Annotated in this window: 19 protein-coding genes; 6 read left to right on the top strand and 13 right to left on the bottom strand. The window is 72.8% G+C overall.

Annotated features, from left to right (window positions below):
• Positions 1 to 453 precede the first annotated feature (453 nt).
• The 3 genes from ACIRPH_RS20910 to ACIRPH_RS20900 all read right to left on the bottom strand — a co-directional run bounded on the left by ACIRPH_RS20910 (position 454) and on the right by ACIRPH_RS20900 (position 3560).
• Complete coding sequence (locus ACIRPH_RS20910; protein ID WP_402916717.1) at positions 454 to 2079, bottom strand: peptide chain release factor 3; 1626 nt, start codon at positions 2077 to 2079, stop codon at positions 454 to 456.
• A gap of 185 nt (positions 2080 to 2264) precedes the next feature.
• Positions 2265 to 2735 (bottom strand): hypothetical protein, encoded by a 471-nt coding sequence (locus tag ACIRPH_RS20905; RefSeq protein ID WP_402916715.1) that lies wholly within the window; start codon positions 2733 to 2735, stop codon positions 2265 to 2267.
• Positions 2736 to 2846: 111 nt separating this feature from the next.
• Entirely contained in the window at positions 2847 to 3560 is a 714-nt protein-coding gene (locus tag ACIRPH_RS20900; RefSeq protein WP_402916713.1) for a TetR/AcrR family transcriptional regulator, read from the bottom strand.
• Positions 3561 to 3684: 124 nt separating this feature from the next.
• On the opposite strand from ACIRPH_RS20900, the gene ACIRPH_RS20895 reads away from it, so the two are divergent.
• A complete protein-coding gene (locus tag ACIRPH_RS20895; RefSeq protein WP_402916711.1) occupies positions 3685 to 4842 on the top strand; it encodes an acyl-CoA dehydrogenase family protein in 1158 nt (385 codons plus the stop codon).
• A 173-nt stretch (positions 4843 to 5015) separates the two neighbouring features.
• Here the strand turns inward: ACIRPH_RS20895 and ACIRPH_RS20890 are convergent, their stop codons facing one another.
• The 4 genes from ACIRPH_RS20890 to ACIRPH_RS20875 all read right to left on the bottom strand — a co-directional run bounded on the left by ACIRPH_RS20890 (position 5016) and on the right by ACIRPH_RS20875 (position 9220).
• Positions 5016 to 6482: a hypothetical protein gene (locus tag ACIRPH_RS20890; protein WP_402916709.1), complete on the bottom strand. Its 1467-nt coding sequence runs from the start codon at positions 6480 to 6482 to the stop codon at positions 5016 to 5018.
• Positions 6479 to 7858: a KGGVGR-motif variant AAA ATPase gene (locus tag ACIRPH_RS20885; RefSeq protein ID WP_402916707.1), complete on the bottom strand. Its 1380-nt coding sequence runs from the start codon at positions 7856 to 7858 to the stop codon at positions 6479 to 6481. The genes ACIRPH_RS20890 and ACIRPH_RS20885 overlap by 4 nt, the downstream gene beginning before the upstream one ends.
• On the bottom strand, positions 7855 to 8292 hold the full coding sequence (locus ACIRPH_RS20880) for a hypothetical protein (protein WP_402916706.1): 438 nt from the start codon (positions 8290 to 8292) through the stop codon (positions 7855 to 7857). Before ACIRPH_RS20880 ends, ACIRPH_RS20885 begins: the two co-directional genes overlap by 4 nt.
• 115 nt (positions 8293 to 8407) lie before the next feature.
• Positions 8408 to 9220, bottom strand: a complete 813-nt coding sequence (locus ACIRPH_RS20875) for an NAD(P)H-binding protein (protein WP_402916705.1) — start codon at positions 9218 to 9220, stop codon at positions 8408 to 8410.
• 284 nt (positions 9221 to 9504) lie between these two features.
• On the opposite strand from ACIRPH_RS20875, the gene ACIRPH_RS20870 reads away from it, so the two are divergent.
• From ACIRPH_RS20870 to ACIRPH_RS20850, 5 genes are all read left to right on the top strand, one after another.
• The gene (locus ACIRPH_RS20870; RefSeq protein ID WP_402916704.1) at positions 9505 to 10704 is read left to right on the top strand and encodes a sensor histidine kinase; all 1200 of its coding nucleotides are present in this window, start codon (positions 9505 to 9507) and stop codon (positions 10702 to 10704) included.
• On the top strand, positions 10701 to 11387 hold the full coding sequence (locus ACIRPH_RS20865) for a response regulator (RefSeq protein WP_402916703.1): 687 nt from the start codon (positions 10701 to 10703) through the stop codon (positions 11385 to 11387). The genes ACIRPH_RS20870 and ACIRPH_RS20865 overlap by 4 nt, the downstream gene beginning before the upstream one ends.
• Positions 11388 to 11490: 103 nt before the next feature.
• Positions 11491 to 12912: a glutamate decarboxylase gene (locus tag ACIRPH_RS20860; protein ID WP_402916702.1), complete on the top strand. Its 1422-nt coding sequence runs from the start codon at positions 11491 to 11493 to the stop codon at positions 12910 to 12912.
• 165 nt (positions 12913 to 13077) lie between these two features.
• Positions 13078 to 14007: a glutaminase gene (locus tag ACIRPH_RS20855; RefSeq protein ID WP_402916700.1), complete on the top strand. Its 930-nt coding sequence runs from the start codon at positions 13078 to 13080 to the stop codon at positions 14005 to 14007.
• Positions 14008 to 14127: 120 nt separating this feature from the next.
• Positions 14128 to 14706, top strand: a complete 579-nt coding sequence (locus ACIRPH_RS20850; protein ID WP_402916699.1) for a dihydrofolate reductase family protein — start codon at positions 14128 to 14130, stop codon at positions 14704 to 14706.
• A 10-nt stretch (positions 14707 to 14716) separates the two neighbouring features.
• Here ACIRPH_RS20850 and ACIRPH_RS20845 read toward each other — a convergent pair whose 3' ends face one another.
• The 6 genes from ACIRPH_RS20845 to ACIRPH_RS20820 all read right to left on the bottom strand — a co-directional run bounded on the left by ACIRPH_RS20845 (position 14717) and on the right by ACIRPH_RS20820 (position 21492).
• Complete coding sequence (locus tag ACIRPH_RS20845) at positions 14717 to 16408, bottom strand: serine/threonine-protein kinase (RefSeq protein ID WP_402916698.1); 1692 nt, start codon at positions 16406 to 16408, stop codon at positions 14717 to 14719.
• Between the two features lie 249 nt (positions 16409 to 16657).
• Complete coding sequence (locus ACIRPH_RS20840; protein ID WP_402916697.1) at positions 16658 to 16948, bottom strand: hypothetical protein; 291 nt, start codon at positions 16946 to 16948, stop codon at positions 16658 to 16660.
• A complete protein-coding gene (locus tag ACIRPH_RS20835) occupies positions 16945 to 18237 on the bottom strand; it encodes a cytochrome P450 (protein ID WP_402916927.1) in 1293 nt (430 codons plus the stop codon). Before ACIRPH_RS20835 ends, ACIRPH_RS20840 begins: the two co-directional genes overlap by 4 nt.
• A gap of 517 nt (positions 18238 to 18754) precedes the next feature.
• Positions 18755 to 21052: a heavy metal translocating P-type ATPase gene (locus tag ACIRPH_RS20830; protein WP_402916696.1), complete on the bottom strand. Its 2298-nt coding sequence runs from the start codon at positions 21050 to 21052 to the stop codon at positions 18755 to 18757.
• The gene (locus tag ACIRPH_RS20825) at positions 21045 to 21275 is read right to left on the bottom strand and encodes a hypothetical protein (RefSeq protein ID WP_402916695.1); all 231 of its coding nucleotides are present in this window, start codon (positions 21273 to 21275) and stop codon (positions 21045 to 21047) included. Before ACIRPH_RS20825 ends, ACIRPH_RS20830 begins: the two co-directional genes overlap by 8 nt.
• Position 21276: 1 nt before the next feature.
• On the bottom strand, positions 21277 to 21492 hold the full coding sequence (locus ACIRPH_RS20820) for a heavy-metal-associated domain-containing protein (RefSeq protein WP_402916694.1): 216 nt from the start codon (positions 21490 to 21492) through the stop codon (positions 21277 to 21279).
• Positions 21493 to 21816 lie beyond the last annotated feature (324 nt).

Here is a 21816-nt window from a genome sequence, read left to right as displayed (position 1 = left end):
CACCCCGCCACCCGTCCGGACCGGCCCCTCGGCGCCCTCTTCACAGAAGTGGACATACCCCAACGAAGCTCAGTGCGGCCAGGTGTTCGAACGCGCCCTAGCGGCCTTGTCTCAGGGTACCTTCGCCCTGATCAAGGGGGTTGACACGGGGTACCCCCTGCTTGGTGATCTTGACCTCTGCCTGCGCATCAGCGGTCCCACGGGCACCTCGGGACACGGCGGAGCGGAGCCTGGATGGGCTCGTGGTGTGCGTGCGGCACGAGAGTTCACACGGGCCCCGGGAGCGGCGGAGCGCTCTCCCCGTGTGGCGCCGCCCACGGTTCGCGCCCCTCCCCGGAGCGGTCCCGTGCGCCCCTCCCGGCGCACACGGGGGACGGACGCGCGGCACGCGGAAAACGGCGGGTCCCGTTCCCGGCAGCGGGCGCCGCCGGCCCGGGGGGCCGGCGGAGGACGTCACTCGCCCTCGTCGACGCCGCCCGCCAGCAGGGGTTCCATGAGCAGCGAGGGGTGGTCCCGCTCGATGACCCTCAGGCGCCACTTGTTGTGCACCAGCACCAGGAGTTCTCCGTCGGAGCGGCGCCTGAGCACCTCCGCCCCCGACAGGGCGTGCAGGACGGGGGCCGACTCCTCGTCGGTGCGGCGCGCCACCGAGTAGTCCAGCGGCGACGCCTCCACGGGGCTGCGGAACTCCTGGTCCATACGGTGCTTGACCACGTCGAACTGGAGCGGGCCGACCGCCGCCAGCACGGGCGCCTGCTCGCCGCGCACGTCGGAGGTCAGGACCTGCACCACGCCCTCGGCGTCGAGCTGGGCGATACCCCGCTGGAACTGCTTGTACTTGCCCGCGTCGACCGCGCGCGCCACCACGAAGTGCTCGGGGGCGAAGCTCGGGATCGGCGGGAAGTCGACCTTGGGCCCGTCGTAAAGGGTGTCGCCGACCGCCAGCGCCTGGGCGTTGACCAGGGCGATCACGTCGCCGGGGTAGGCGGTGTCGATGGTGGAGCGGTCCGAGCCGAACACCGCCTGCGTGTACTTGGTCGCGAAGGGGCGGCCGGTGGAGGCGTGGGTGAGGACCATGCCGCGGTCGAACCGGCCCGAGCTCACCCGCAGGAACGCCATGCGGTCCCGGTGGTTCTTGTCCATGTTGGCCTGCATCTTGAAGACCTGGCCGGAGAAGGGCTGCTCCACCCTGCGCGGCCGGTCCTTCACGTCGAGCTTGGCCGAGGGGGCCGGGGCCAGCTCGACCACCGTGTCCAGCAGCTGGCCGACGCCGAAGTTGGACAGGGCCGCGCCGAACAGCACCGGGGAGGACTCCCCCGCCATGAACGACTCGGGGTCGAAGTCGGCGCCGAGCGCCTCCAGGAGCTCGATCTCCTCCTGCGCCTGCACCCAGGCGTCCAGCTCGACCTCGGCCGCCCGCTCGGGCTCCAGGACCTCCTCGACGGCCTTGGTGGCGCCGCCGGGCGTGCGGGTCATCTTCGTGTAGACGCCGCTGGTCCGGTCGACGAGGCCGCGGAAGTCCCCCGCGATGCCCACCGGCCAGTTCATCGGGGTGGGGCGCAGCCCGATGCGCTGCTCGATCTCGTCCAGCAGCTCCAGCGGCTCGCGGCCGGGGCGGTCCCACTTGTTGACGAACGTGATCACGGGCATCTTGCGCGCCCGGCACACGTCGAAGAGCTTGAGGGTCTGCGGCTCCAGGCCCTTGGCCGAGTCCAGCAGCATGATCGCGCAGTCCACGGCGGACAGGACGCGGTAGGTGTCCTCGGAGAAGTCGGCGTGGCCCGGGGTGTCGAGCAGGTTCAGGACGCGGCCGTCGTAGTCGATGCGCAGCGCCGCCGAGGTGATGGAGATCCCCCGGTCCTGCTCCATGTCCATCCAGTCGGAGGTGACGCCCTTGCGGTCGCCCTTGCCGTGGACGGCGCCGGCGGAGGAGATGGCCGCGGCGTGCAGGGCCAGGGCCTCGGTGAGGGTCGACTTTCCGGCGTCGGGGTGGGAGATGACCGCGAAGGTCCTCCGGCGCCCCGCCTCGTGGGCGACCTCTGACTCCTGCTTGGTCACGCCCGCCGTGTCCACACTCATTCCCGCTGTCCGCCCCGCCTCGTGTGCTGTCGTCCGACCGGCCCGTGGGCCCTGTCCAGCCTACGCTCGCCGGGGCGTGCGGGCGACAGGAACCCGGCCCCCGGGCCCCCGCCGCCGGTGCGGCCCCGTCCCCGGGCCCGCGCGCTGCGCCGGCGCCCGGCCCCTCCGCCGTGCCCGACCCGGGTTCAGCCCCCGGGCCCGCGCGCTGCGCGCCTGCCGAGGTGGCGCTTCGACCCGGGGGTGGTGGGTCCGAGGACCGTCCCGAGGGGGAGGGGCGTGGGCGTCCGCCGCGTGCGGGGGACGGCCCCGACCTGGCAGGCGTCCTCGTAGACGATCCGGCCGGGGTCGTCGGACTCGCTCCTGCGGTGCTCCACGCCGTGGGCGCGGAGCAGACCCCGCAGGGCGTCGAGACGGCCGGTGAAGTGCGCGCACGCCTCCGTCCTGAACCAGGTCACCGCGCCGACCGTGTTCCCGTCGGCGTAGAACGGAGGGGTCGGCAGCGCCTCCCGGAACCAGTCGTCGACGTCGAAGTAGAGCTCCTCCTCGTCCTCCGACAGCCACCCGGCCCGGCGCAGGTGGTCGACCGCGACGAAGAGGCCGACCCCCGCGCCGAGGCGGCCGACGTAGTCCGCGTGGATCCTGAAGTACCGCGCCACCCCGCCAGTGTCCCCCCGCCGCGCGCCGCGGTCCAGGGGCGGCCGGGCCCCGCGGCACGGGGAGGGCGGGGCCCCGCAGTCCGGGAGGCCGGCGGCACCGGACACGGGGCCTCAGGCGTCCCCGGCCCCCTCCACGGCGGCGGTGACACGGCGGATCAGCTCGTCCCGGCCGATGCCGCCGGGGTAGACGGCGACCAGCACGCGCTCCCGCGCGGAGCCCTCCTCCGCGCGCAGCATCGGTTCGGCGGCCCGGCGGACGAACTCCATGGCGGCGTCGAAGCTCGCCCACACCTCGCGCCGGTCCTGCTCCGGGCTGCGCAGCCACGAGCGGAGGACGTGGTTGTGCGCCGAGATGAGCGAGGCCGCGGCCACCCCGGCGGCCAGGGACCGCTCCCCGCCGCCGTCCCCGCCCTCCCGATCGGCCAGGAAGCGGCTGAACGCCGCCTGGTAGCGGGCGGTCATCGCGACCTCGCGGTCCCGCAGGCGCGGGTGCGCGCGCACCAGCCGATAGCGCGGCACGGTGATCTCCGGGTCCCCCAGGTACCCCTGGAGCACCAGGCGCGCGGCGGCGAACACCGAGCTCAGCGGGTCGTCGGGGGAGGCCTCCAGGTAGCGGACCACGGTCGAGAACAGCTCGTCGTGCTCGGCGAAGAGGATGTCCTCCTTCGACCCGAAGCGCCGGAACAGGCTGCGGCGGCTCACCCCCGTGGCGGCGGCGATCCCGTCCATCGTGGTGGCGTCGAACCCGTTCTCGGTGAACAACCGCACGGAGGCCAGCACCACCTCCCGGGTGGCCACGCGCCCACCCGACCGTTCCCGCGCCATGGCGCACCCCTTCGACGTACGGAAGCTGCCAAGAAGCTATACGACTGTGTACTTCGCCCTTTCCACCCCCTATTCTGGCACCGGATGCCACAGAAAGGCACGCGGTGCCGGGGAAGGGAATCGGATGAGTGACTTCGACCTGTTCAAGACCACCGAGGAGCACGAGGAGCTGCGCGCGGCCGTGCGCGCCGTCGCCGAGGACAAGATCGCGCCCCACGCGGCCGAGGTCGACGAGAGGAGCGCCTTCCCGCAGGACGCCCTGGAGGCCCTGGTGGCCACCGACTTCCACGCACCGCACATCGCCGAGCGGTACGACGGCGTCGGCGCCGACGCCCTGGCCACCTGCATCGTCATCGAGGAGGTCGCCCGCGTATGCGCCTCCTCCTCCCTCATCCCCGCCGTCAACAAGCTCGGCACCATGCCGCTGATCCTGGGCGCCTCCGAGGACGTCAAGCAGCGGTACCTGCCCGAGGTGGCCCGCGGCGAGGCGATGTTCTCCTACGGCCTGTCCGAGCGCGAGGCCGGCTCCGACACCGCGAGCATGCGCAGCCAGGCCGTGGCCGACGGCGACGACTGGATCCTCAACGGACAGAAGTCCTGGATCACCAACGCCGGCGTCAGCGAGTACTACACGGTCCTCGCCGTGACCGACCCCGAGGGCGCCCGCGGCCGCAACATCTCGGCGTTCGTGCTCCACGCCGACGACGAGGGCTTCACCCTGGGCGAGCCCGAGCGCAAGCTCGGCATCAAGGGCTCCCCCACCCGCGAGCTGTTCTTCGACAGCGTGCGCATCCCCGGCGACCGCATCGTCGGCGCCCCGGGCGAGGGCCTCAAGATCGCCCTGCGCACCCTGGACCACACCCGCGTCACCATCGGCGCGCAGGCCGTCGGCATCGCCCAGGGCGCCCTGGACCACGCCGTGGCCTACGTCAAGGAGCGCAAGCAGTTCGGCAAGGCGATCGCGGACTTCCAGGGGATCCAGTTCATGCTCGCCGACATGGCGATGAAGCTGGAGACCGCCCGACAGATGGTCTACGTGGCCGCCGCCAAGTCCGAGCGCGGCGACGACGACCTGGCCTTCTACGGCGCCGCCGCCAAGTGCTACGCCTCCGACGCCGCCATGGAGATCACCACCGACGCGGTGCAGCTGCTCGGCGGCGCGGGCTACGTCAAGGACTTCCCGCTGGAGCGCATGATGCGCGACGCCAAGATCACCCAGATCTACGAGGGCACCAACCAGATCCAGCGCATGGTCATGGCCCGCCAGCTCCTCAAGAAGTAGGCCGCAGGCCTCGGTTCGCGCCTTCACGGCCCGGCCGTGGGGTGACGGCGGCGGACCCCCGGTCACCGCGTTCCCGGGGGTCCGCTCCGTCCGTGCCCCGTTCGGCCGCCCGCAGCGGAACCGGTCGTCGAACGCGCGTGGCCGGGGGCGCGCCGTCCCGCCGGCAAAGGGCCCTACGGCGCCTTGACCTTGGGCACCCCACCCTTGCGGCCGATGGAGAAGGCGATCCGGTACACGTCCGGAAGGTCCAGCCGACCGTCCTTGCGCCTGCGCATGACACCGAGTTCGATGAGCTCACCGATCAGGTCCGGATAGTCGTCGGGGTTGCGCGGACCCGTACGGACCCTCTTGTCATCGACATCGCCGCGCCGGGCCTCCCGTTCCAGCTTCTGCGAGAGCTCCCCGGCCTCCCAGTGCGCGATCACGTCGGACTGCTCGATGGGGACCTGCTGCCCTTCCAGAGGCGCAACAGCGGTCCGCACCCAGGGGAGGTCCTCCCTGATCTCCAGGACCCGTGTCTGCGAGGCCGCCTGTACCCCTTGCCGGATGCCCTCGTAGTGCACGGCGTGGTCGTGGTTCGCGTACTCGTCGTTGGTGACGTTCACGGCTCTGCGCAGCGCGCTGAGGAAACTCCGCGGACTCACCTGTTCAGTGCCGTCCATCAGATGGTTCGGAAGCCAGGTGTAGGTGTGCCCCTTGCGGAAGTTCGCTCCCATGTAGGGCCCGGCGATCCTGGTGAACTCCCCCTTCTGGATCTCCGCGTCCACCAGGAGTCCAGCAGGAGGCAGGTACCGGTCTGCCGTCTCGTTGCGCCAGCCGGCACGCTGGGCCCGGAAGTCGGCTGACCGATCCGCCGATCCCCGGTTCCCCAAGTAGTGGAAGAACAGACCGTAGAGATTGGTCGTCGACCAGGTCAGGTCGGCCGCGTTGGTGCTGAGCTTCGAGGCGTCGGGGAAATGTCTGCCGCCGCTCTCGAACATGTCCGGACGGATGAACACCTTGAAGCGCAGGTTTCTTGTGCTCAGCCGCATCTCCAACGCCAGCCGCAACAGACCGCTCACGAGCCGGTCCGCCTGCGCGCGTTCCCGGTGCAGGTGGTCCAGCGCGTCGAAGAGCACAAGGCGGGTCACGCCGTCTTTCCTCGCCGCCTCGTCCGCATGTGCGACCGCGGCGTCGCGGGCGTCGGGGTTCTCGCGGGTCCATTGGACGCGCTCCTCCCACGTCGGGAGCTCGCGAAGTTCGGGCACGTCGAGGGCCACGAGCAGCACGCTGTTCCACAGGTCGGCCGGATGAGCACCCGATTCCAGGAGCTGGTGCATGGCAGAAGGTCCGGGATAGAGCTTCGGCTTCAGCGCAGCTCCGTATCCCGCGGTGGCGGAGATCCTCGTCAAGCGACCGATCTCGTACTCCTCCGCCGCTATTCGGCGAAGATCGTCGTCGAGCAAGGAGCGGAACCAGAAGGTCTTGCCGACCCCGCGTCCGCCCCGGACCACGGTCACCTCGGGGTCCAGGGCAAGGCGGTGGTTGGTCGGTGTGAAGAGAGAATGGGGGCTCGGCGTCTCCGTATCGGCGTCTGTCGCGAGGGGCAGCGACTCGTCCAACAGCGCGCGCAGGTCGATGGGGCTCATTCCTCGGCTCATGGTGTGTCCTCGTTCACTACGAGTCGACCGGCAAACCGCAGGAACTCTCCGTAGGCCGCTTGAACGAAGGGCTGGTCGCACCAGCCGGGCGTCCGTGCGCTGTCGAGCCCGACCAGGTCAGCGGTGAAAAGGATGGGGATCGGGGCGTGGGGGGCGGTCTCGTCCTCCAGAACAGGGTTGAAAGCCTCCAAGTCCGCATCGAACGCTTCGCCCTCGCGTCTAGCAGGCACGTCGTCGTAAAGCAGGGAGAAGGTATCCATCGCATGGTCCCTGAAGGACTCCAGGTACTCGCCGCGCCTGTTGGCCGGGACCATGGAGGCGACGACCCTGAGTTTCTCCCTGATCTTCTGTGCCTGGCCCGAGTCCTGCCATTCCTGGAACAGGTCCTTGTAACCCCGCCAGGTCTGTCCGTTGTCCGCTCCGAAGAGCAGGGCGTAGTCACACAGCCGGGAGATCGCCACGGCGGCGATGTCGTGGATGCCCGCCCTGCTGTCGAGCAGGACGACGTCCGGCCGCCTGCTGAGTCCCGCCACCCGTCGTTCGCAGGCGGCCACCGCCCCCTCGAGGCGGTCGGCGAAGCTCAGGGGTTCCTCCCCCGCTCCGGGGACGTCCGCGTAGACCCGGTTGAGTTTGTCCACGTAGGAGTAAGGGGCGGCTTGAGGACCCCTGAATCCACCTCCTCGTGCGGGGGCGACCCAGAGTTCCCCGTTGCCCTCCACGGACAGGTGTGAGGCCCGGACCACGAGATCCAGGTCGTCGGCGTTACCGACCGCAGCCTCCACGAGATGGTCCACCACGCCGAAGGCCGGGAGGTGGTCCTCGTCCAACAGCAGCGGTCCGGCCCCGGGGGATTCGAGGTCCAGGTCGACGATGAGCACACAGCGCCCCTGGCCCGCGAGGTGCCTGCCGAGCAGATAGGTCGCGGTGGACCGTCCCACACCTCCCTTGAAGCCGTACAGGGTCGTGCGCGCGGTACGCCCGCCATCCGACCCCGTATCGGCCGAAGGGGTCGTGACCTTGGACCATTCCTCACCCACGACCGTGTTGTCCAGGAGATACACGTCCCCCGCGCTGTCGGAGGAGGCCGACGAGAGGATCCGGCGCGGGGACTCCAGAAGGGACTCCGGCGCGAAAAGGTCCGACGCCAGAAGCAGCGGGTCCTCGGAGGCGTAGTTGCCGAGATCCTGCCGGAGCCGTGTTCGCCACCCCTCCACCTGTTCGGGGTCCTGCGCCGCACCGCGATCGTCGAGCAGCAGCGTGAACCGGCCCACGAAGTCACGGACCACCACGACCGTGACAGCGGTTTCAGCGATTGCCTGGGCTGTCGCACGAGCACGCGGAGCGGCTTCGTCGAAACGGACGACATGGGGATTCACCGCAGTCCTCCGACCACGAGAGCCTGTTGGTGGAGTGTGAGCAACCTATGCGCAGCATTCCTGCGCTCGGTGAGGACCTCAGCATCCACCTGTGGATTGCCACGATAGCGATGCTCCACGCGGTATCCGGCGAAGGGATTGGTCGCGCCCATCGCCGAGACGAGTCTGGTCGCGGAACGACCACGGGCGTGCACGGCGGCATCCTTCCAGACACCGGGCAGGTGACCCAGCTTGTCCGAACCGTGGACGGGCTTGTTGTTGTTCATCGTCGCTCCGAGGTATCTGAGCAGGAGGCTCTTGAGAGCACACTCCACCGCGAAACCGTAGTGGTAGTCGGCGTTGGGAAGCCGACCGTTGGATCGGAGCAGTTCCGCGTCGTCGAAGTGACGCCCCGCGGCCCCCGCGAACTCCTGCGCATGATCTGTCCCGGACACGCCGGAATCCTATCGACCGGCCCACCTCTACGGGGCCTCTCGCGCGGGCGACCGCCCCTCGGGAAGGGACGTCCGCGCCCGGCGCGGACGTCCCCCCACGGCGCCCCGGCCGGGGTCAGAGCACGGACTCCCGCATGAAGCGGGCCAGCGGGATGGGGTCGCGGTTCAGGGCCGCGCGCACCCCCTCGGTGACCTCGGCGGCCCGGCCCGAGACGGCGGCGGCGAAGCGCTCGTTGAGCGTGTCGATGTACCTCTCGCCCCAGCCGCGGTTGGTGGCGCGGAAGTAGAAGCCCGCCTCGTCCACGGTCTTGAACCGCCACACGGGGCTCTCGGTGCCCTTCGTCCGCTTGACCACCTCGCGGAAGGTGAGGGCCTGCGGGCCCGTCAGCGTGTACTCCCGACCCCGGTGGTCGCCCAGCAGGGCGGCGACGGCGGTGTCCGCGACGTCGCGGGCGTCCACGAAGCTGACCGCGGTCCGGCGCTTGACGGGGAGTTCGAGGCGGCCGTTGCGGGAGCGCGCCAGGCTCGCGAACGTGCCCTCCGTGAAGTCCTGGAACAGCCAGTTGGGCCGCAGGACGGTCCACGTGTGGAACAGGTCCTTGGCCCGCAGTTCGGCGGCGCGCTGGTCCGAGTCGGAGGGGGCGTGCTCGGTGCCCATGGCGGACATGACCACCGCCCTCCCGACCCCGGCGTCGGCCGCCTTCTCCAGGAACCCGGCGACCCGGTTCCCCAAGGCGCTGCCGACCGGCGTCACCACGAAGATGCTGCTCACGCCCTTGAGGACGTCGTCCCAGTTGGAGGTGTCGGTCCAGTCCAGGCGCGTCTGAGAGGAACGGGACGCCCCCGTCGCGGGCAGCCCGCGCCGCGTCAGCTCGGTGAGGACGCGACGGCCCACCATTCCGGTGGCTCCGGTGACCAGTGTGCTCATTGGAACCACCGTACCGAGGGCGCGCGGCCGACCGGACACGAACCGCCAACGGGGCCGCGATTTCGGGCGCGCCCAGGGGCGGGGAGGGACACGCGGGCGGGCCCGGCCGGCCCCGCCCGGGGTCGGCCCCGGGCCGTGGGCGCCCCTGCGCCGGACCTGCCCGGACCGGCCGGCCGCGCCCCGCCACCTGCCCCGACGACCAAAGTATGGACCTGGCCGCCATCGGTAGGGCGTCCCGCCGGGCGCCTGCCCGGGGCCGGGCGCCGAACGTAGACTTCGCAGCGATGAACGCTTCCACGGTGACCGGTGCGCAGCGGTGCAGTGCGCGTGACTGGATCGTGGACCTGTCCATGTTCCTGCTCGCCCTCGCCTACGCGGTGATGACCTCCCTCGAACTGCCCGGGACCTCTCCCCCCGGCGTCGAGTTCGGCCCGGAGCTGGTGCCCCCGGGGCCGCCGTCCGCCTGGTTCGAGGGCGCGGGGCGCCTGGCCGCCTTCCTGGCCTGCCTGTCCCTCTGGTGGCGCCGCCGCTGGCCGGTCCAGCTCGCCGTCGCCCTGGTGCTGGTCGCCGTGGTCTTCCCCCTGGCCATGGGCGCGATGCTCATCGCGCTGTTCTCCCTGGCCGTGCACCGGTCGCCGCGCACGAGCCTGGTCGTGTTCGGGGTGGGCGCGGCCACCGCCTACCTGCACGCGGTCCTGTGGCCGGACCCGCACCTGCCGATGCTGGTCACCGTGCTGCTGAGCGTGGCCATCCAGGGCGCCGTCATCGGCTGGGGGCTGACCGTCCACCACCGGCGCGAGCTCGTCGAGTCTCTGCGCGACCGGGCCGTGCACGCGGAGACCGAGGCCCAGCTGCGGGCCGAGCACGCCCAGCACCAGGTCAGGGAGGCGATGGCCCGGGAGATCCACGACGTGCTCGGACACCGGCTGTCGCTGCTCAGCGTGCACGCAGGAGCCCTGGAGTACCGGCCCGACGCCCCGTCCGAGGAGGTCGCGCGCTCGGCGAAGGTGATCCGGGAGAGCGCCCACCAGGCCCTCCAGGACCTGCGGGAGGTGATCGGCGTCCTGCGCGCGCCCGTCGGGGAGCTCCCCCAGCCGACCATGGCCGACCTCCAGCAGCTCGTGGAGGAGGCCGACGAGGTCGGCGCCCGCGTGGAGTTCGCGGAGGAGTACACGGGGACGGTCCCGGAGCGGACCGGCCGCACCGCCTACAGGATCGTCCAGGAGGGCCTGACGAACGTGCGCAAGCACTCCCCCGGCGCCGACACCCGGGTACGGGTGAGGGGCGCCCCCGGCGAGGGCCTCGTGGTGGAGGTGCTCAACGGCCCCTCCCCCGAGCCGCCTCCCCCGAACCCCGGCGGGGGCTCGGGCCAGGGCCTGGTCGGCCTGGCGGAGCGGGTCTCCCTCGCGTCGGGGCGCCTGGAGCACGGGCCGGCCGCCGGTGGTGGCTGGCGCCTGTCCGCCTGGCTACCGTGGCCCGTATGAGTCGAACAGAGCGGGGAGCCAGGGAGATCGGGGTGGTGATCGTCGACGACGACGCGCTGGTCCGGGTCGGCCTGGTGATGATGATGGGCGGCGCGCCCGACATCCGGGTGCTGGCCGAGGCCGAGGACGGCGGGTCGGTCGTCGGACTGGTCGAGCGGTACTCCCCCGACGTGGTCCTGATGGACATCCGCATGCCGACGGTGGACGGCCTGACCGCGACGGAGCGGCTGCGCTCCCTGGAGGACCCGCCCGAGGTGCTGGTGCTGACCACGTTCGACGCCGACGAGCACGTGCTGCGCGCGCTGCGGGCGGGCGCGGCCGGGTTCCTGCTCAAGGACACCCCTCCGGCGGAGATCGTGGAGTCGGTGCGGCAGGTCTCGCGGGGCATGTCGGTGCTCTCCCCCGCCGTGACGCGGCGCCTGGTCGACCGGGTGGGCGCGGGCGACCACGGGGCACGGGCGGGCCGGGCGCGCGAGCGGCTGGCGGCGCTGAACGGCCGTGAGCTGGAGGTGGCGGTGGCGGTCGGCGAGGGCCGGTCCAACGCCGACATCGCCTCGCGCCTCTTCCTCAGCGTGCCGACGGTCAAGACGCACGTGTCGAGCATCCTGACCAAGCTGGGGCTGAACAACCGGGTACAGGTCGCGCTCCTGGTCCACGACGCGCAGCTCCTCGACGGCGGCTGAGCCCGGGGACACGCCTCCCCCGGGCGCGGCCTTCCGGTCCGGACACGCTCCAGCGCGGATACTCTCCGTGACGGTTCATCCACTCTGAGCGCGGGGGCTTCCGATGAGCGGGCACGGGGACGCGACCACCGACGACGTCTACGCCGAGCGCCTGATGCGCCACGGCGCGCCCAAGTCGGGCTTTCCCGCCCGGGGGACCGAGGCGCGTGCGGCCTACCAGCTGGTCCACGACGAACTGATGCTCGACGGGGTCTCGCGGATGAACCTCGCCACCTTCTGCACCACCTGGTCCGAGCCCGAGGTGCACCGGCTCATGGACGAGGCGCTCGACAAGAACATGATCGACAAGGACGAGTACCCGCAGACCGCGGAGCTGGAGAGGCGCTGCGTGCGCATGCTCGCGGACCTGTGGCACTCACCCGACCCCGCGGCGACCGTCGGGACCTCCACCACCGGCTCCAGCGAGGCCGCCATGCTCGGCGGGCTCGCCGCCAAGTTCGCCTGGCGCGAGCGCAGGAGGGCCGGGGGCAGGAGCACCGACCGCCCCAACTTCGTCTGCGGCCCCGTCCAGGTGTGCTGGGAGAAGTTCGCCCGGTACTTCGACGTGGAGATCCGCCGGGTCCCGCTGCACGGGGACGAGTACGTCATGACGCCGGACGACGTCGACCGGTACTGCGACGAGAACACCATCATGGTGGTCTGCAACTTCGGGCAGACCTTCACGGGGCTGTTCGAGGACGTCCATGGGATCTCCGAGGCGCTGGACCGCTTCGAGCAGCGCACCGGCCACGACATCCGGCTCCACGTCGACGGGGCCAGCGGCGGTTTCCTCGCCCCCTTCGTCAGCCCCGACCTGCTCTGGGATTTCCGCCTGCCGCGGGTCCGCTCGATCAACGCCTCCGGCCACAAGGGCGGCCTGGCCCCGCTCGGCTCCGGCTGGGTGGTGTGGCGCTCGGCCGCGGACCTCCCCCGGGACCTCGTCTTCCAGGTCAACTACCTGGGCGGGGACGAAGCCACCTTCAACCTGAACTTCTCCCGGCCCGGCGGTCAGGTCATCGCCCAGTACTACGACTTCGTCCGCCTCGGCCGCGAGGGCTACCGGCGGATCCACGCCGCGAAGTACGAGACCGCCCGGCACCTGGCCGGACGCATCGCCTCGATGGGCCCGTTCGAGATCGTCCACGGCGGCGATCCGGACCGGGGCATCAGCGCCGTGGCCTGGCGGATGGTCGGCGACGAGCCCTTCACCCTCTACGACCTGGCCGACCGGCTCCGCACCCGGGGGTGGCTCGTGCCCGCCTACCCGCTGCCGGCCGAACGCCAGGAGGAGGTCGTCCAGCGCGCCCTGGTCCGGCACGGCTTCAGCCACGACATGTCCGACCTGCTCCTGGACGACCTGGAACGCAGCATCGACCACCTGCGCTCCCACCCTCCCGCCCCGCCGCTCACCCAGGACGAGGCGGGGGGCTTCAACCACGGCGCCAGGTCCGGCGACCCGGGCACCGGCGGGCGGGGGAGCCGGTGAACGGCGCCGTCGGGCGCCCGGCCGCGGCGGCGCCGGGGTCCACCACGGCCGTCGGCGTCGGCGCGGCGTTCCCAACGGTCCCGGAGCGGATTACGCCGTCCCCCGTCGGGCAGGGCCGTCACGGGGACCCCCCGCGAGGACCGCTCCACGGGAAGGGAGGACCAGGTGGACGACAGCGACTACTACCCCGGCGTGCTCGACGCCGTCATGGAACGGGTCCGGAGCCACATCGGCGAGGGGCGGGTCGCCGACTACATCCCCGAGCTGGCCGACGTGGACCCGGACGAGTTCGGGTTCTCGATCGCCACCGTGGACGGCGGCATGTACAGCACCGGCGACCAGGCTCGCACCCGCTTCTCCATGCAGAGCATCACCAAGGTGTTCACCCTGGCCCTGGTCATGCGGGGCCACGCGGGGTCCGACGTGTGGAAGCGGGTGCACCGGGAGCCGTCCGGCAACGCCTTCAACTCCCTCCACCAGCTGGAGTTCGAGAACGGCGTCCCGCGCAACCCCATGATCAACCCGGGGGCGCTCATCGTCACCGACCAGCTCCTGTCCGACACCGGGGACGCGGTCGGGGAGCTGCGGAGGCTGCTGTGCGAGGAGACCGGCGACCCCGACCTGCACACGGACAACCTGGTCGCGGAGTCCGAGTCCAGGAGCGGCGACCGCAACCGCGCGCTGGCCTACCTCATGGCGAGCTTCGGCAACATCCGGAACCCGGTTCCTGAGGTGCTGGACCACTACTTCCGGCAGTGCTCCATCACCGTCAGCTGCGAGGAGCTGGCCAGGGCCGGCCTGTTCCTGGCCCGGCGCGGCCGGCGGGCGGACGGCTCGGAGCTGCTCAGCGTCTCGGACACACGCCGGATCCTGGCGGTGATGCTGACCTGCGGCACGTACGACGCCGCCGGGGAGTTCGCCTACCGCGTCGGGATCCCCTGCAAGAGCGGTGTGGGGGGCGGCATCCTCGCGGTCGTCCCGGGGCGGTGCACGGTGGCGGCCTGGGGGCCCGGGCTGGACGCCAAGGGCAACTCGGTGACGGCGGCCCTGGCGCTGGAGGCCTTCACCGACGTCACCGGCTGCTCGGTGTTCTGAGCGGCGCGCGGGGGGCGCGCCGGAGCGCCCGGTCCGGGGAGCCCGGAGGCGATGAGTTCCGCCGCGCCGCCGGGTCCGTACCGGTGAACACCCGACCACGCGCCTTCCGAGGAGAACGCCATGACCGCCACCTACACCTTCGACGTCTTCTCCAGCCTCGACGGCTTCGGCTCCTACGGCGGGGACGGCGACTGGGGAGGCTACTGGGGCAAGCAGGGCCCGGAGCTCCTCGGCCACCGCCTCGCCCTGTACGGCGCGGAGCAGCGGATGGTCCTCGGAGCGACCACCTACCGGGAGTTCGCGCGGATGCTGGGGCCGGACCCCGGCGCGGGCGACCCCTGGGTCGCCCGGATGAGGGCCCTGCCCCTGAGCGTGGTCTCGACCACCCTGGAGGAACCCCTCGACTGGCCGGGCGACGCGACCGTCGCCCGCGGCGGCGCCGTCGACGCCGTCGCCCGGCTCAAGGAGGAGTCCGCGGTCCCGCTGCGCTCGCACGGCAGCCTGTCGGTGAACCGCTCCCTGATGGCCGCCGACCTGGTCGATTTCGTCCAGGTGACGATCTTCCCCGTGATCACCGGCCGCACCGGGACGGCCCCGCTCTTCCGGGGCGCGGCCGACTTCGACCTCGACCTGGTCGACCACCGGACGCTGGACGGCCGCGTCCAGGAACTCGTCTACCGGCCCGCGCCGCGCGCCTGACCCGGCCGGGTCAGGCGTCCGGGTCGAAGGTCTGCGCCATGTGGTCCAGCATCTCCCGGTTGAGGTCGGGGTGCTCGTTGCTGGCCACGAGGAACAGGGCGTAGCCCCTGTCCTCGGTGTGGAAGCCCCGGTTGACGGCGTGCATCCGGCCGCTCCTGCCGTCGAAGGTGAACTCCCAGTCGGCCGCGCTGACGTAGTCGTCCGCCCAGTCGGCGTCGACGTCCTCGATGCCGACGAGTTCGTAGCCGGAGAAGTTGCCGCGCACGCCGGGCTCGGCGGCGCGCCAGTCGTCACCGGCGTCGGGGTTGGGGCTGTCCGTGTACTCCACGAGCAGGTACCCGCCGTCGGGGTTGCGGAAGTAGACCTGGACCCCCGACCGTTCGATCTCCCAGTCCTCGGGGACGTCCACGGCGAAACCGTTCTCGTCCTCGTGGCGGACGAGGTGGTCCCACCTGTCGTCCTCCTCGTCCTCCTGCTCCTCCTCCGTGTCCGCCTCCTCCGACCCGGACTCCGGTTCGGAACCGGGGTCCGCGGAGGGCTCGGCCTCCTCCTCCGACGCTCCGTCCCCGGCCTCCGCGGACGGCTCGACGGCGGCCTGATCGGAGTCGCCGACGAGTCCGGCGCCGGGGTCGCCGGCCCGGTTCACGGCCACCAGGACTCCGGTGGTCGCGCCCGCGACCAGCAGGACGAGCACGAGGGTGAGAAGCAGGAGGGGCCCCCGCCGACGGCCGGAGCCGCCGCCGGAGGGACGGGGCGCGGGCGGCGCGGGGGCCGGCGCGGCGGACTCGGCCCGCGCCCCGGCCCCGGCCGGCGCCTCCGCGGGCCCCGTCATGGTCGGCGCCGGCGCCACCGCCGTGACGGGGGTGTCGGAGGCGTCGCGGATCTCGCGGAGCCACGTCCGGACCTCGCTCACGGACGGCCGGTCCTCGGGCCGCTTCTCGCACAGCGCCTCCAGGACCGGGCGCAGCGGCCCGGCGTTGACCGGCTCGGGCAGGTCCTGGGTGACGATGGCGGTCAGCGTCGCCATGGGGGTCGGCCGGTCGAACGGGAGCGTGCCCTCGGACGCCTGGTAGAGGGTGATGCCCAGGGCCCACATGTCCGAGGCCGGGGTGGCGGAGTGCCCGTGCGCGATCTCCGGCGCCAGGTAGCTCGGCGACCCGATCAGCAGGCCGGTGCTGGTGAGGTGGGTGGAACCGTCCAGGTGGGCGATGCCGAAGTCGGTCAGGACCGCGCGGTCGTTGCCGGCGATGAGCACGTTGCCCGGCTTGATGTCGCGGTGCACGATGCCCCGCGCGTGCGCCTCGGCCAGCCCGGCCGCCATCTGCTCGCCGATGTCGGCGACCCTCTTCGCCGACAGTGCCCCGTCGGAGCGGATGAGGTCGCCCAGGGAGGGGCCCAGGACGAGTTCCATCACGATCCACGGGCGGCCGTCCTCCTCCGCCACGTCGAACACGGTGATGATCGAGGGGTGGCTGAGCTGCGCCGCGCTGCGCGCCTCGCGGAGCATCCGGGTGCGCAGCACGTCGACCTCGTGCGCGGGGAGGTTGGGGGGAGTGGTCAGTTCCTTGACCGCGACGGGGCGGTCGAGGAGGGTGTCGGTGCCCCGCCAGACGCGCCCCATGCCGCCTGCTCCGATGACCTCGTCCAGGCGGTACCGGTTGGCCAGGACACGGCCGGGGTCGGCTTCCGAGCTGTTCGTCAAGGCGCGATTCCTCTGTGGGGGGAAGGCGGTGTGTGAGGGTTCCGGGACGCGGAGGGGAAGGTCCGGGGACGCCACGATTCTAGGAGCCCGGGGCGACTCCTGCCGCTCTTCCCCGGGGCGGCATGTCTGTGTCCCGTGTCGGCCGAGTGCCCGTGGAACCTCTCTGAAATGCGACGATCCCGCCGGGAACACCTGGGGGCGTCCATCCGGCGGGACCGAATCACCGGGAGTGTCACACCCGGAAACCGTTCAGCGGGGGCGCACGGGGAGGGCCTCCACCCCGTCCGGCAGGGAGCCGGTGACCGCGACCGCCCTCCCCCGCATGCGGTCGACCCGGCTCGGGGCGAACCCCTGGGAGACCGGCCCGCGCAGGCGGGTGCGCTGTTCGCCGTCGCTGGCCGGCCTGTCCTCGGCGGCGGTCCAGGGGATCCGGGGCCGGTCCGCCGGGACCTCGCCGGCGTTGAACGCCCTCCCGTGCCTCCTGTCCTTCCGGACCCGCGGGTCGGCCGGGGACTCGGCGGCCCCGGCGTGCGTGGTCACGACCCGCGCCGCAACCTCTCCAGGAAGCTCGACAGGGACGACAGGGGCGATCCGCCGGAGGCGGGCCGCTCGTGCGCGGAGGTTTCCGGGGGCGGGTGCGACGGGCCCCCGGGGTCTCCCTCCACGGGCGCGGGTGCCGAGGGCTGCTGCGGGGTGAAGAGGACGGGGAGTTCGACGGGGGTCCACGACGGCCCGGCCAGGCGCCAGCGCAGGTCCTCGGCCGGGACCGCCGCCCGGAGCCCGGGGAGCCGGGTCAGGAGGGTGCGCGTGGCGATGATCGCGATGCTCGCGGCCTCGTCGCGGGCGGGGCAGCGGTGCGGGCCGGCGCCCCAGGCGAGGTGGGCGCGGTTGGGGGTCTCCTCCATCAGCTCGGCGTTCTCCCGCAGGAAGAAGTGGTTCGCCGCGGCGAAGCCCAGGAGGACCGGCGACCCCGCCTCGATGACCCGCCCCCCGTCGAGGGGGATGTCGACGCGGGGGTAGACGGCCGGGTGGGCGGTGATCGGGGGGTCCGCCCACAGGACGCGGTCGACGAGGTCGCCGAGGGCGGCGTCCGAGAGGGAGACGGCGTCGTCCCCGCTGACCGCGGGGTCGGCCAGGACCGCGCGGACCGCCGCGCCGATGAGGTCGGAGGTCGGCTCGCCGGCCGCGGCGGCGACGAGGAGGAGCTGCATGGCCACCTCCTCGTCGCTGAGCCCGGCACGGTGCCGGATCAGCCCGGAGGTGAGGTCGTCGCCGGGTGCGCGGTGCTTGTCGGACACCGCCTCGGACAGGACGCGGACGGCCTCGGCGCCGGCCCCCTCGGCGTCCGCGCCCAGCCGCAGGTCGCGCATGGCGGTGGCGAAGCGCAGGCCCTGCTCCCCGTCGAACCCGAAGAGGTCGTTCAGGACGAGGAGGGGCAGCGGGCGGGCGTACTCGTCGAGGACGTCCGCGGCGCCACGCCCGCAGAACCCGTCGACGAGCCGGTCGGCGTGCCCGGCGGTGATCCGGCCGAGGTGCTCCGCGCCGACGCCCCCGAGGACGTCCGTGATCGCCCCGCGGTAGCGCTGGTGCTCCGTCCCGTCCACGAACCGGGCGTTGGACCGCGGGGCCATCGCGGGCAGGAGCGGGGAGTCCGGGCGGACCCTGCCCTCGGCGAGGTCCCGCCACAGCCTGGGGTCGTGGCTGAAGGCGGTGGTGTCCCGCGACCAGGAGATGAGGGTGGAGTAGTCCGTCACGAGCCACCCGCGCACACCCGGTTCGAGTTCGACCGGGACCACGGGACCGTGGTCGGCCCGCATGCCGGCGTACACGGCGTAGGGGTCGGGGTGCGGTTCGCTCCGGTACAGCGCGGCGTGGGGACAACCAGAAGACACGGGTACCTCGGGGGTGTCGGTCGGCTAGGGGCCGGGTTCCGTCCTGCGCCTCCTCGGAGCTGTCGGGCACGGCGGGACCGCCGCGGCCGCGCGTGCGGGGGCCCGCGGCCGGCGCCACTGGGCGCACACCCTAGCGGCCCGTCCCGGGGGACGCGAGAGCGGATCCCCCGTGCGACGGCGGGCAGCGGTGGTCATCCGCCGTGATGCCGACGCCGTTCCCTCCCCCGCCTCCGCGCGCGTGCGCCGGGACGTATAAGCCCCTGCCTCTCATCCTCAGCTTGGCCCCCGCCTCCGCGCGCGTGCGGAGGGACGGGTCGTCGAGCGGGCGGAGATGGAGAAGGTCACCCCTCCTCCGCGCGCGTGCGGAGGGACGGTCCGCGCGGGTCGCCCCGGCGCACACGGCGGAGCCCCGTCCGGAGCCGCTGCTCCGGACGGGGCTCCCGGCCGCCCCTGCTCAGGACCGGTCGGCGGCGGTCCCCATGTGGTCCGACAGGGGCCGGAACCTGCGCAGCCTCTGACTGTTGGTCACCACGAACACGCTGGACACGGCCATCGCCGCCCCCGCGAGCATCGGGTTGAGCAGCCCGGCCGCCGCCAGCGGCAGCGCCGCCGCGTTGTAGGCGAAGGCCCAGAACAGGTTGCCCTTGATGGTGGTGAGCGTGCGGCGCGAGAGCCGGACCGCGTCCGCCGCCGCCCGCAGGTCGCCGCGCACCAGGGTCAGGTCGCTGGCCTCGATGGCCACGTCGGTGCCGGTGCCCATGGACAGCCCCAGGTCGGCCTGGGCGAGCGCGGCGGCGTCGTTGACCCCGTCGCCGACCATGGCCACGGTGCGCCCCTCGGCCTGGAGGCGCGTCACGACGTCGACCTTGTCCTCCGGCATCACCTCGGAGAAGACCTCCTCGATGCCGACCTCGGCGGCCACCGAGCGGGCCACCGCCTCGTGGTCCCCGGTCAGCAGGATCGGCGTGAGGCCGAGCTCGCGGAACTGGCGGACCGCCTCGGCGCTGGTGGGCTTGACGGTGTCGGCCACCACGAGCACGCCGCGGGCGCGGCCGTCCCAGCCGACGGCGACGGCCGTGCGCCCCTCCCCCCTGGCCTCCTCCAGCGCCAGGGTCAGCTCGGCGGGCAGCTCCTGGGACCACTCCTCCAGGAGCGCGGGGCGGCCGACCAGGACGGCGCGGCCGTCCACGACCCCCTGCACGCCCATCCCCTCGACGTTGGCGAAGTCCTCGGGGGCGGGCAGCGCGCCCACCCGGGAGGCCGCGCCGGCGGCGACGGCCCTCGCGACGGGGTGCTCCGAGGCGTTCTCCAGGGCCCCGGCCAGGCGCAGGACCTCCTCCTCGTCCTCGCCGTCCGCGACGGCCACGCCGGTCAGCGCCATCCGCCCCGTGGTGACGGTGCCGGTCTTGTCCAGGACGACGGTGTCCACGCGGCGGGTGTTCTCCAGGACCTCCGGGCCCTTGATGAGGATCCCGAGCTGGGCGCCGCGTCCGGTGCCCACCATCAGGGCCATGGGCGTGGCCAGGCCGAGGGCGCAGGGGCAGGCGATGATCAGGACCGCGACGGCCGCGGTGAAGGCGGCGCTCGCGGGTTCGCCCGTGCCGAGCCAGAAGCCGAGCGCGGCGACCGCGATCATGATGGCGACCGGGACGAACACCCCCGAGACCCGGTCGGCGAGGCGCTGGACGGCCGCCTTGCCGTTCTGGGCGTCCTCCACCAGCCGCGCCATCTGGGCGAGCTGGGTGTCGGAGCCGACCCGGGTGGCCCGCACGACGAGGCGGCCCCCGGCGTTGACGGTCGCGCCGACGACGGCGGCGCCCGGTGAGACCTCCACGGGGACGGACTCGCCGGTGAGCATGCTCATGTCGACGGCGGAGGTGCCCTCCTCGACCGTGCCGTCGGTGGCGATCTTCTCCCCGGGCCGGACCAGGAACCGGTCGCCGACGACGAGTTCCGCCACGGGCACCGGCTCCTCGCGTGCGGAGGGCCCCTCGCCCCGCAGGACGGTGACCTCCTTGGCCCCGAGTTCGAGGAGGGAGCGCAGGGCGGCCCCGGCGCGCCGCTTGGAGCGCGCCTCGAAGTACTTGCCGAGGAGGATGAAGGTCGTGACCCCGGCCGCGACCTCCAGGTAGACGTTGGCGGAGCCGTCGGTCCGCGCGATGGTGAGCTCGAACGGGTGGGTCATGCCCGGTGTCCCGGCGGTGCCGAGGAAGAGCGCGTACAGCGACCACAGGAACGCGGCGGAGACGCCGAGGGAGACCAGCGTGTCCATGGTGGCGGTGGCGAGCCTGAGGTTCTTCCACGCGGCCACGTGGAAGGGCAGTGCCCCCCAGACGACGACGGGCGCCGCCAGGGCGAGGGAGGCCCACTGCCAGTACGTGAACTGGAGCGCGGGGACCATCGCCATGGCGATGACGGGCACCGAGAGCACGAGGGAGACCAGGGCCCGGTTCCACAGGACCGCGGCGGGGTCGGCGGGCTCCGCCGCGGAGGGTCCGGGGTCGGGCCGGGGGACGGTGGCGGTGTAGCCCGCCTTCTCCACCTGGGCGACCAGGTCCTCCACGGGGGTGGGCGCCCCCTCGAAGGACACCCGGGCCTTCTCGGTGGCGAAGTTGACGGTGGCGGTGACGCCCTCCAGCCGGTTGAGCCGCTTCTCGACCCGGTTCGCGCACGCGGCGCAGGTCATGCCGCCGATGGCCAGTTCGACCGCCGCGGCGCCGACCGGATCCGCCGTGGTTCCTCCGCTACCCATGGTCCCTCCCCGACTCCCTGCGCTCCTCGTCGTGCCCGTCCGACGCGTCCTCCGGGTGGTCCCGTCCGCCCGTGGTGGCTTCCTCCCCGGTCTCCGCGCTGGGCGCGTGCCCGGGGGCCTCCTGCGGCAGAACGGGGCCGGCCAGGCCGCCGACCCCGAACGCCGCGGCGAACACGGCCACGAGTCCCAGGGCGTAGAGCCCGAGCTTCGCGGTCACGTTCATGTCAGTCACGCACCTCGTAACCCGCCTCGTCGATGGCGGCGCGGATCGCCGCGTCGTCGACCGGACCGTCGCTGGTGACGGTCACCTTCTTGTCGTCGAGGTCGACCTTGACGCCGGTGACCCCGCCGACCCCGCCGACCTCCTCGGTGACGGAGCTGACGCAGTGCCCGCAGGTCATGCCCTCGACCGTGTAAACAGCGGTGGTGGTGGCAGCCATTTCGCCTCCTGTGGCGTGTGTGGTGTGGCGGTCTCCGTGGCGAACCGCTCCAACAGGGCTCAATATACCCCCAGGGGGTATGTGATTGTCAAACCTCGGCCACCACACCGACCCCTCCCGCCCGGCGCGAGGGCGCCCCCCGCACCGAACTCCCCCTCGTTCCACTGTACCCCCGGGGGGTAATCCCACGAGGCGCGTCCCCGCCGAACACGGATCCGGGGCCCCCCCCCGCCCCCCGGGGGGCCCCCCCCCCCCCCCCCCCCGGCGGGGGGGGCCCCCCCCCCCCGGGCGCCCGGCCCGCCACCCACCCCCCCCTCCCCCCCC

Source organism: Nocardiopsis sp. NPDC101807 (genome assembly GCF_044766605.1).
Taxonomy (GTDB): domain Bacteria; phylum Actinomycetota; class Actinomycetes; order Streptosporangiales; family Streptosporangiaceae; genus Nocardiopsis; species Nocardiopsis tropica.
This window is presented reverse-complemented; position numbering and strand designations above follow the sequence as displayed.

Coding starts and splice junctions, on each gene's coding strand:
- ACIRPH_RS20895 (WP_402916711.1), top strand. CDS start 3,685: ATGAGTGACTTCGACCTGTTCAAGACCACCGAGGAGCACGAGGAGCTG.
- ACIRPH_RS20875 (WP_402916705.1), bottom strand. CDS start 9,220: ATGAGCACACTGGTCACCGGAGCCACCGGAATGGTGGGCCGTCGCGTC.
- ACIRPH_RS20830 (WP_402916696.1), bottom strand. CDS start 21,052: ATGGGTAGCGGAGGAACCACGGCGGATCCGGTCGGCGCCGCGGCGGTC.
- ACIRPH_RS20890 (WP_402916709.1), bottom strand. CDS start 6,482: ATGAGCCGAGGAATGAGCCCCATCGACCTGCGCGCGCTGTTGGACGAG.
- ACIRPH_RS20825 (WP_402916695.1), bottom strand. CDS start 21,275: ATGAACGTGACCGCGAAGCTCGGGCTCTACGCCCTGGGACTCGTGGCC.
- ACIRPH_RS20910 (WP_402916717.1), bottom strand. CDS start 2,079: ATGAGTGTGGACACGGCGGGCGTGACCAAGCAGGAGTCAGAGGTCGCC.
- ACIRPH_RS20860 (WP_402916702.1), top strand. CDS start 11,491: ATGAGCGGGCACGGGGACGCGACCACCGACGACGTCTACGCCGAGCGC.
- ACIRPH_RS20850 (WP_402916699.1), top strand. CDS start 14,128: ATGACCGCCACCTACACCTTCGACGTCTTCTCCAGCCTCGACGGCTTC.
- ACIRPH_RS20870 (WP_402916704.1), top strand. CDS start 9,505: ATGAACGCTTCCACGGTGACCGGTGCGCAGCGGTGCAGTGCGCGTGAC.
- ACIRPH_RS20865 (WP_402916703.1), top strand. CDS start 10,701: ATGAGTCGAACAGAGCGGGGAGCCAGGGAGATCGGGGTGGTGATCGTC.
- ACIRPH_RS20820 (WP_402916694.1), bottom strand. CDS start 21,492: ATGGCTGCCACCACCACCGCTGTTTACACGGTCGAGGGCATGACCTGC.
- ACIRPH_RS20900 (WP_402916713.1), bottom strand. CDS start 3,560: ATGGCGCGGGAACGGTCGGGTGGGCGCGTGGCCACCCGGGAGGTGGTG.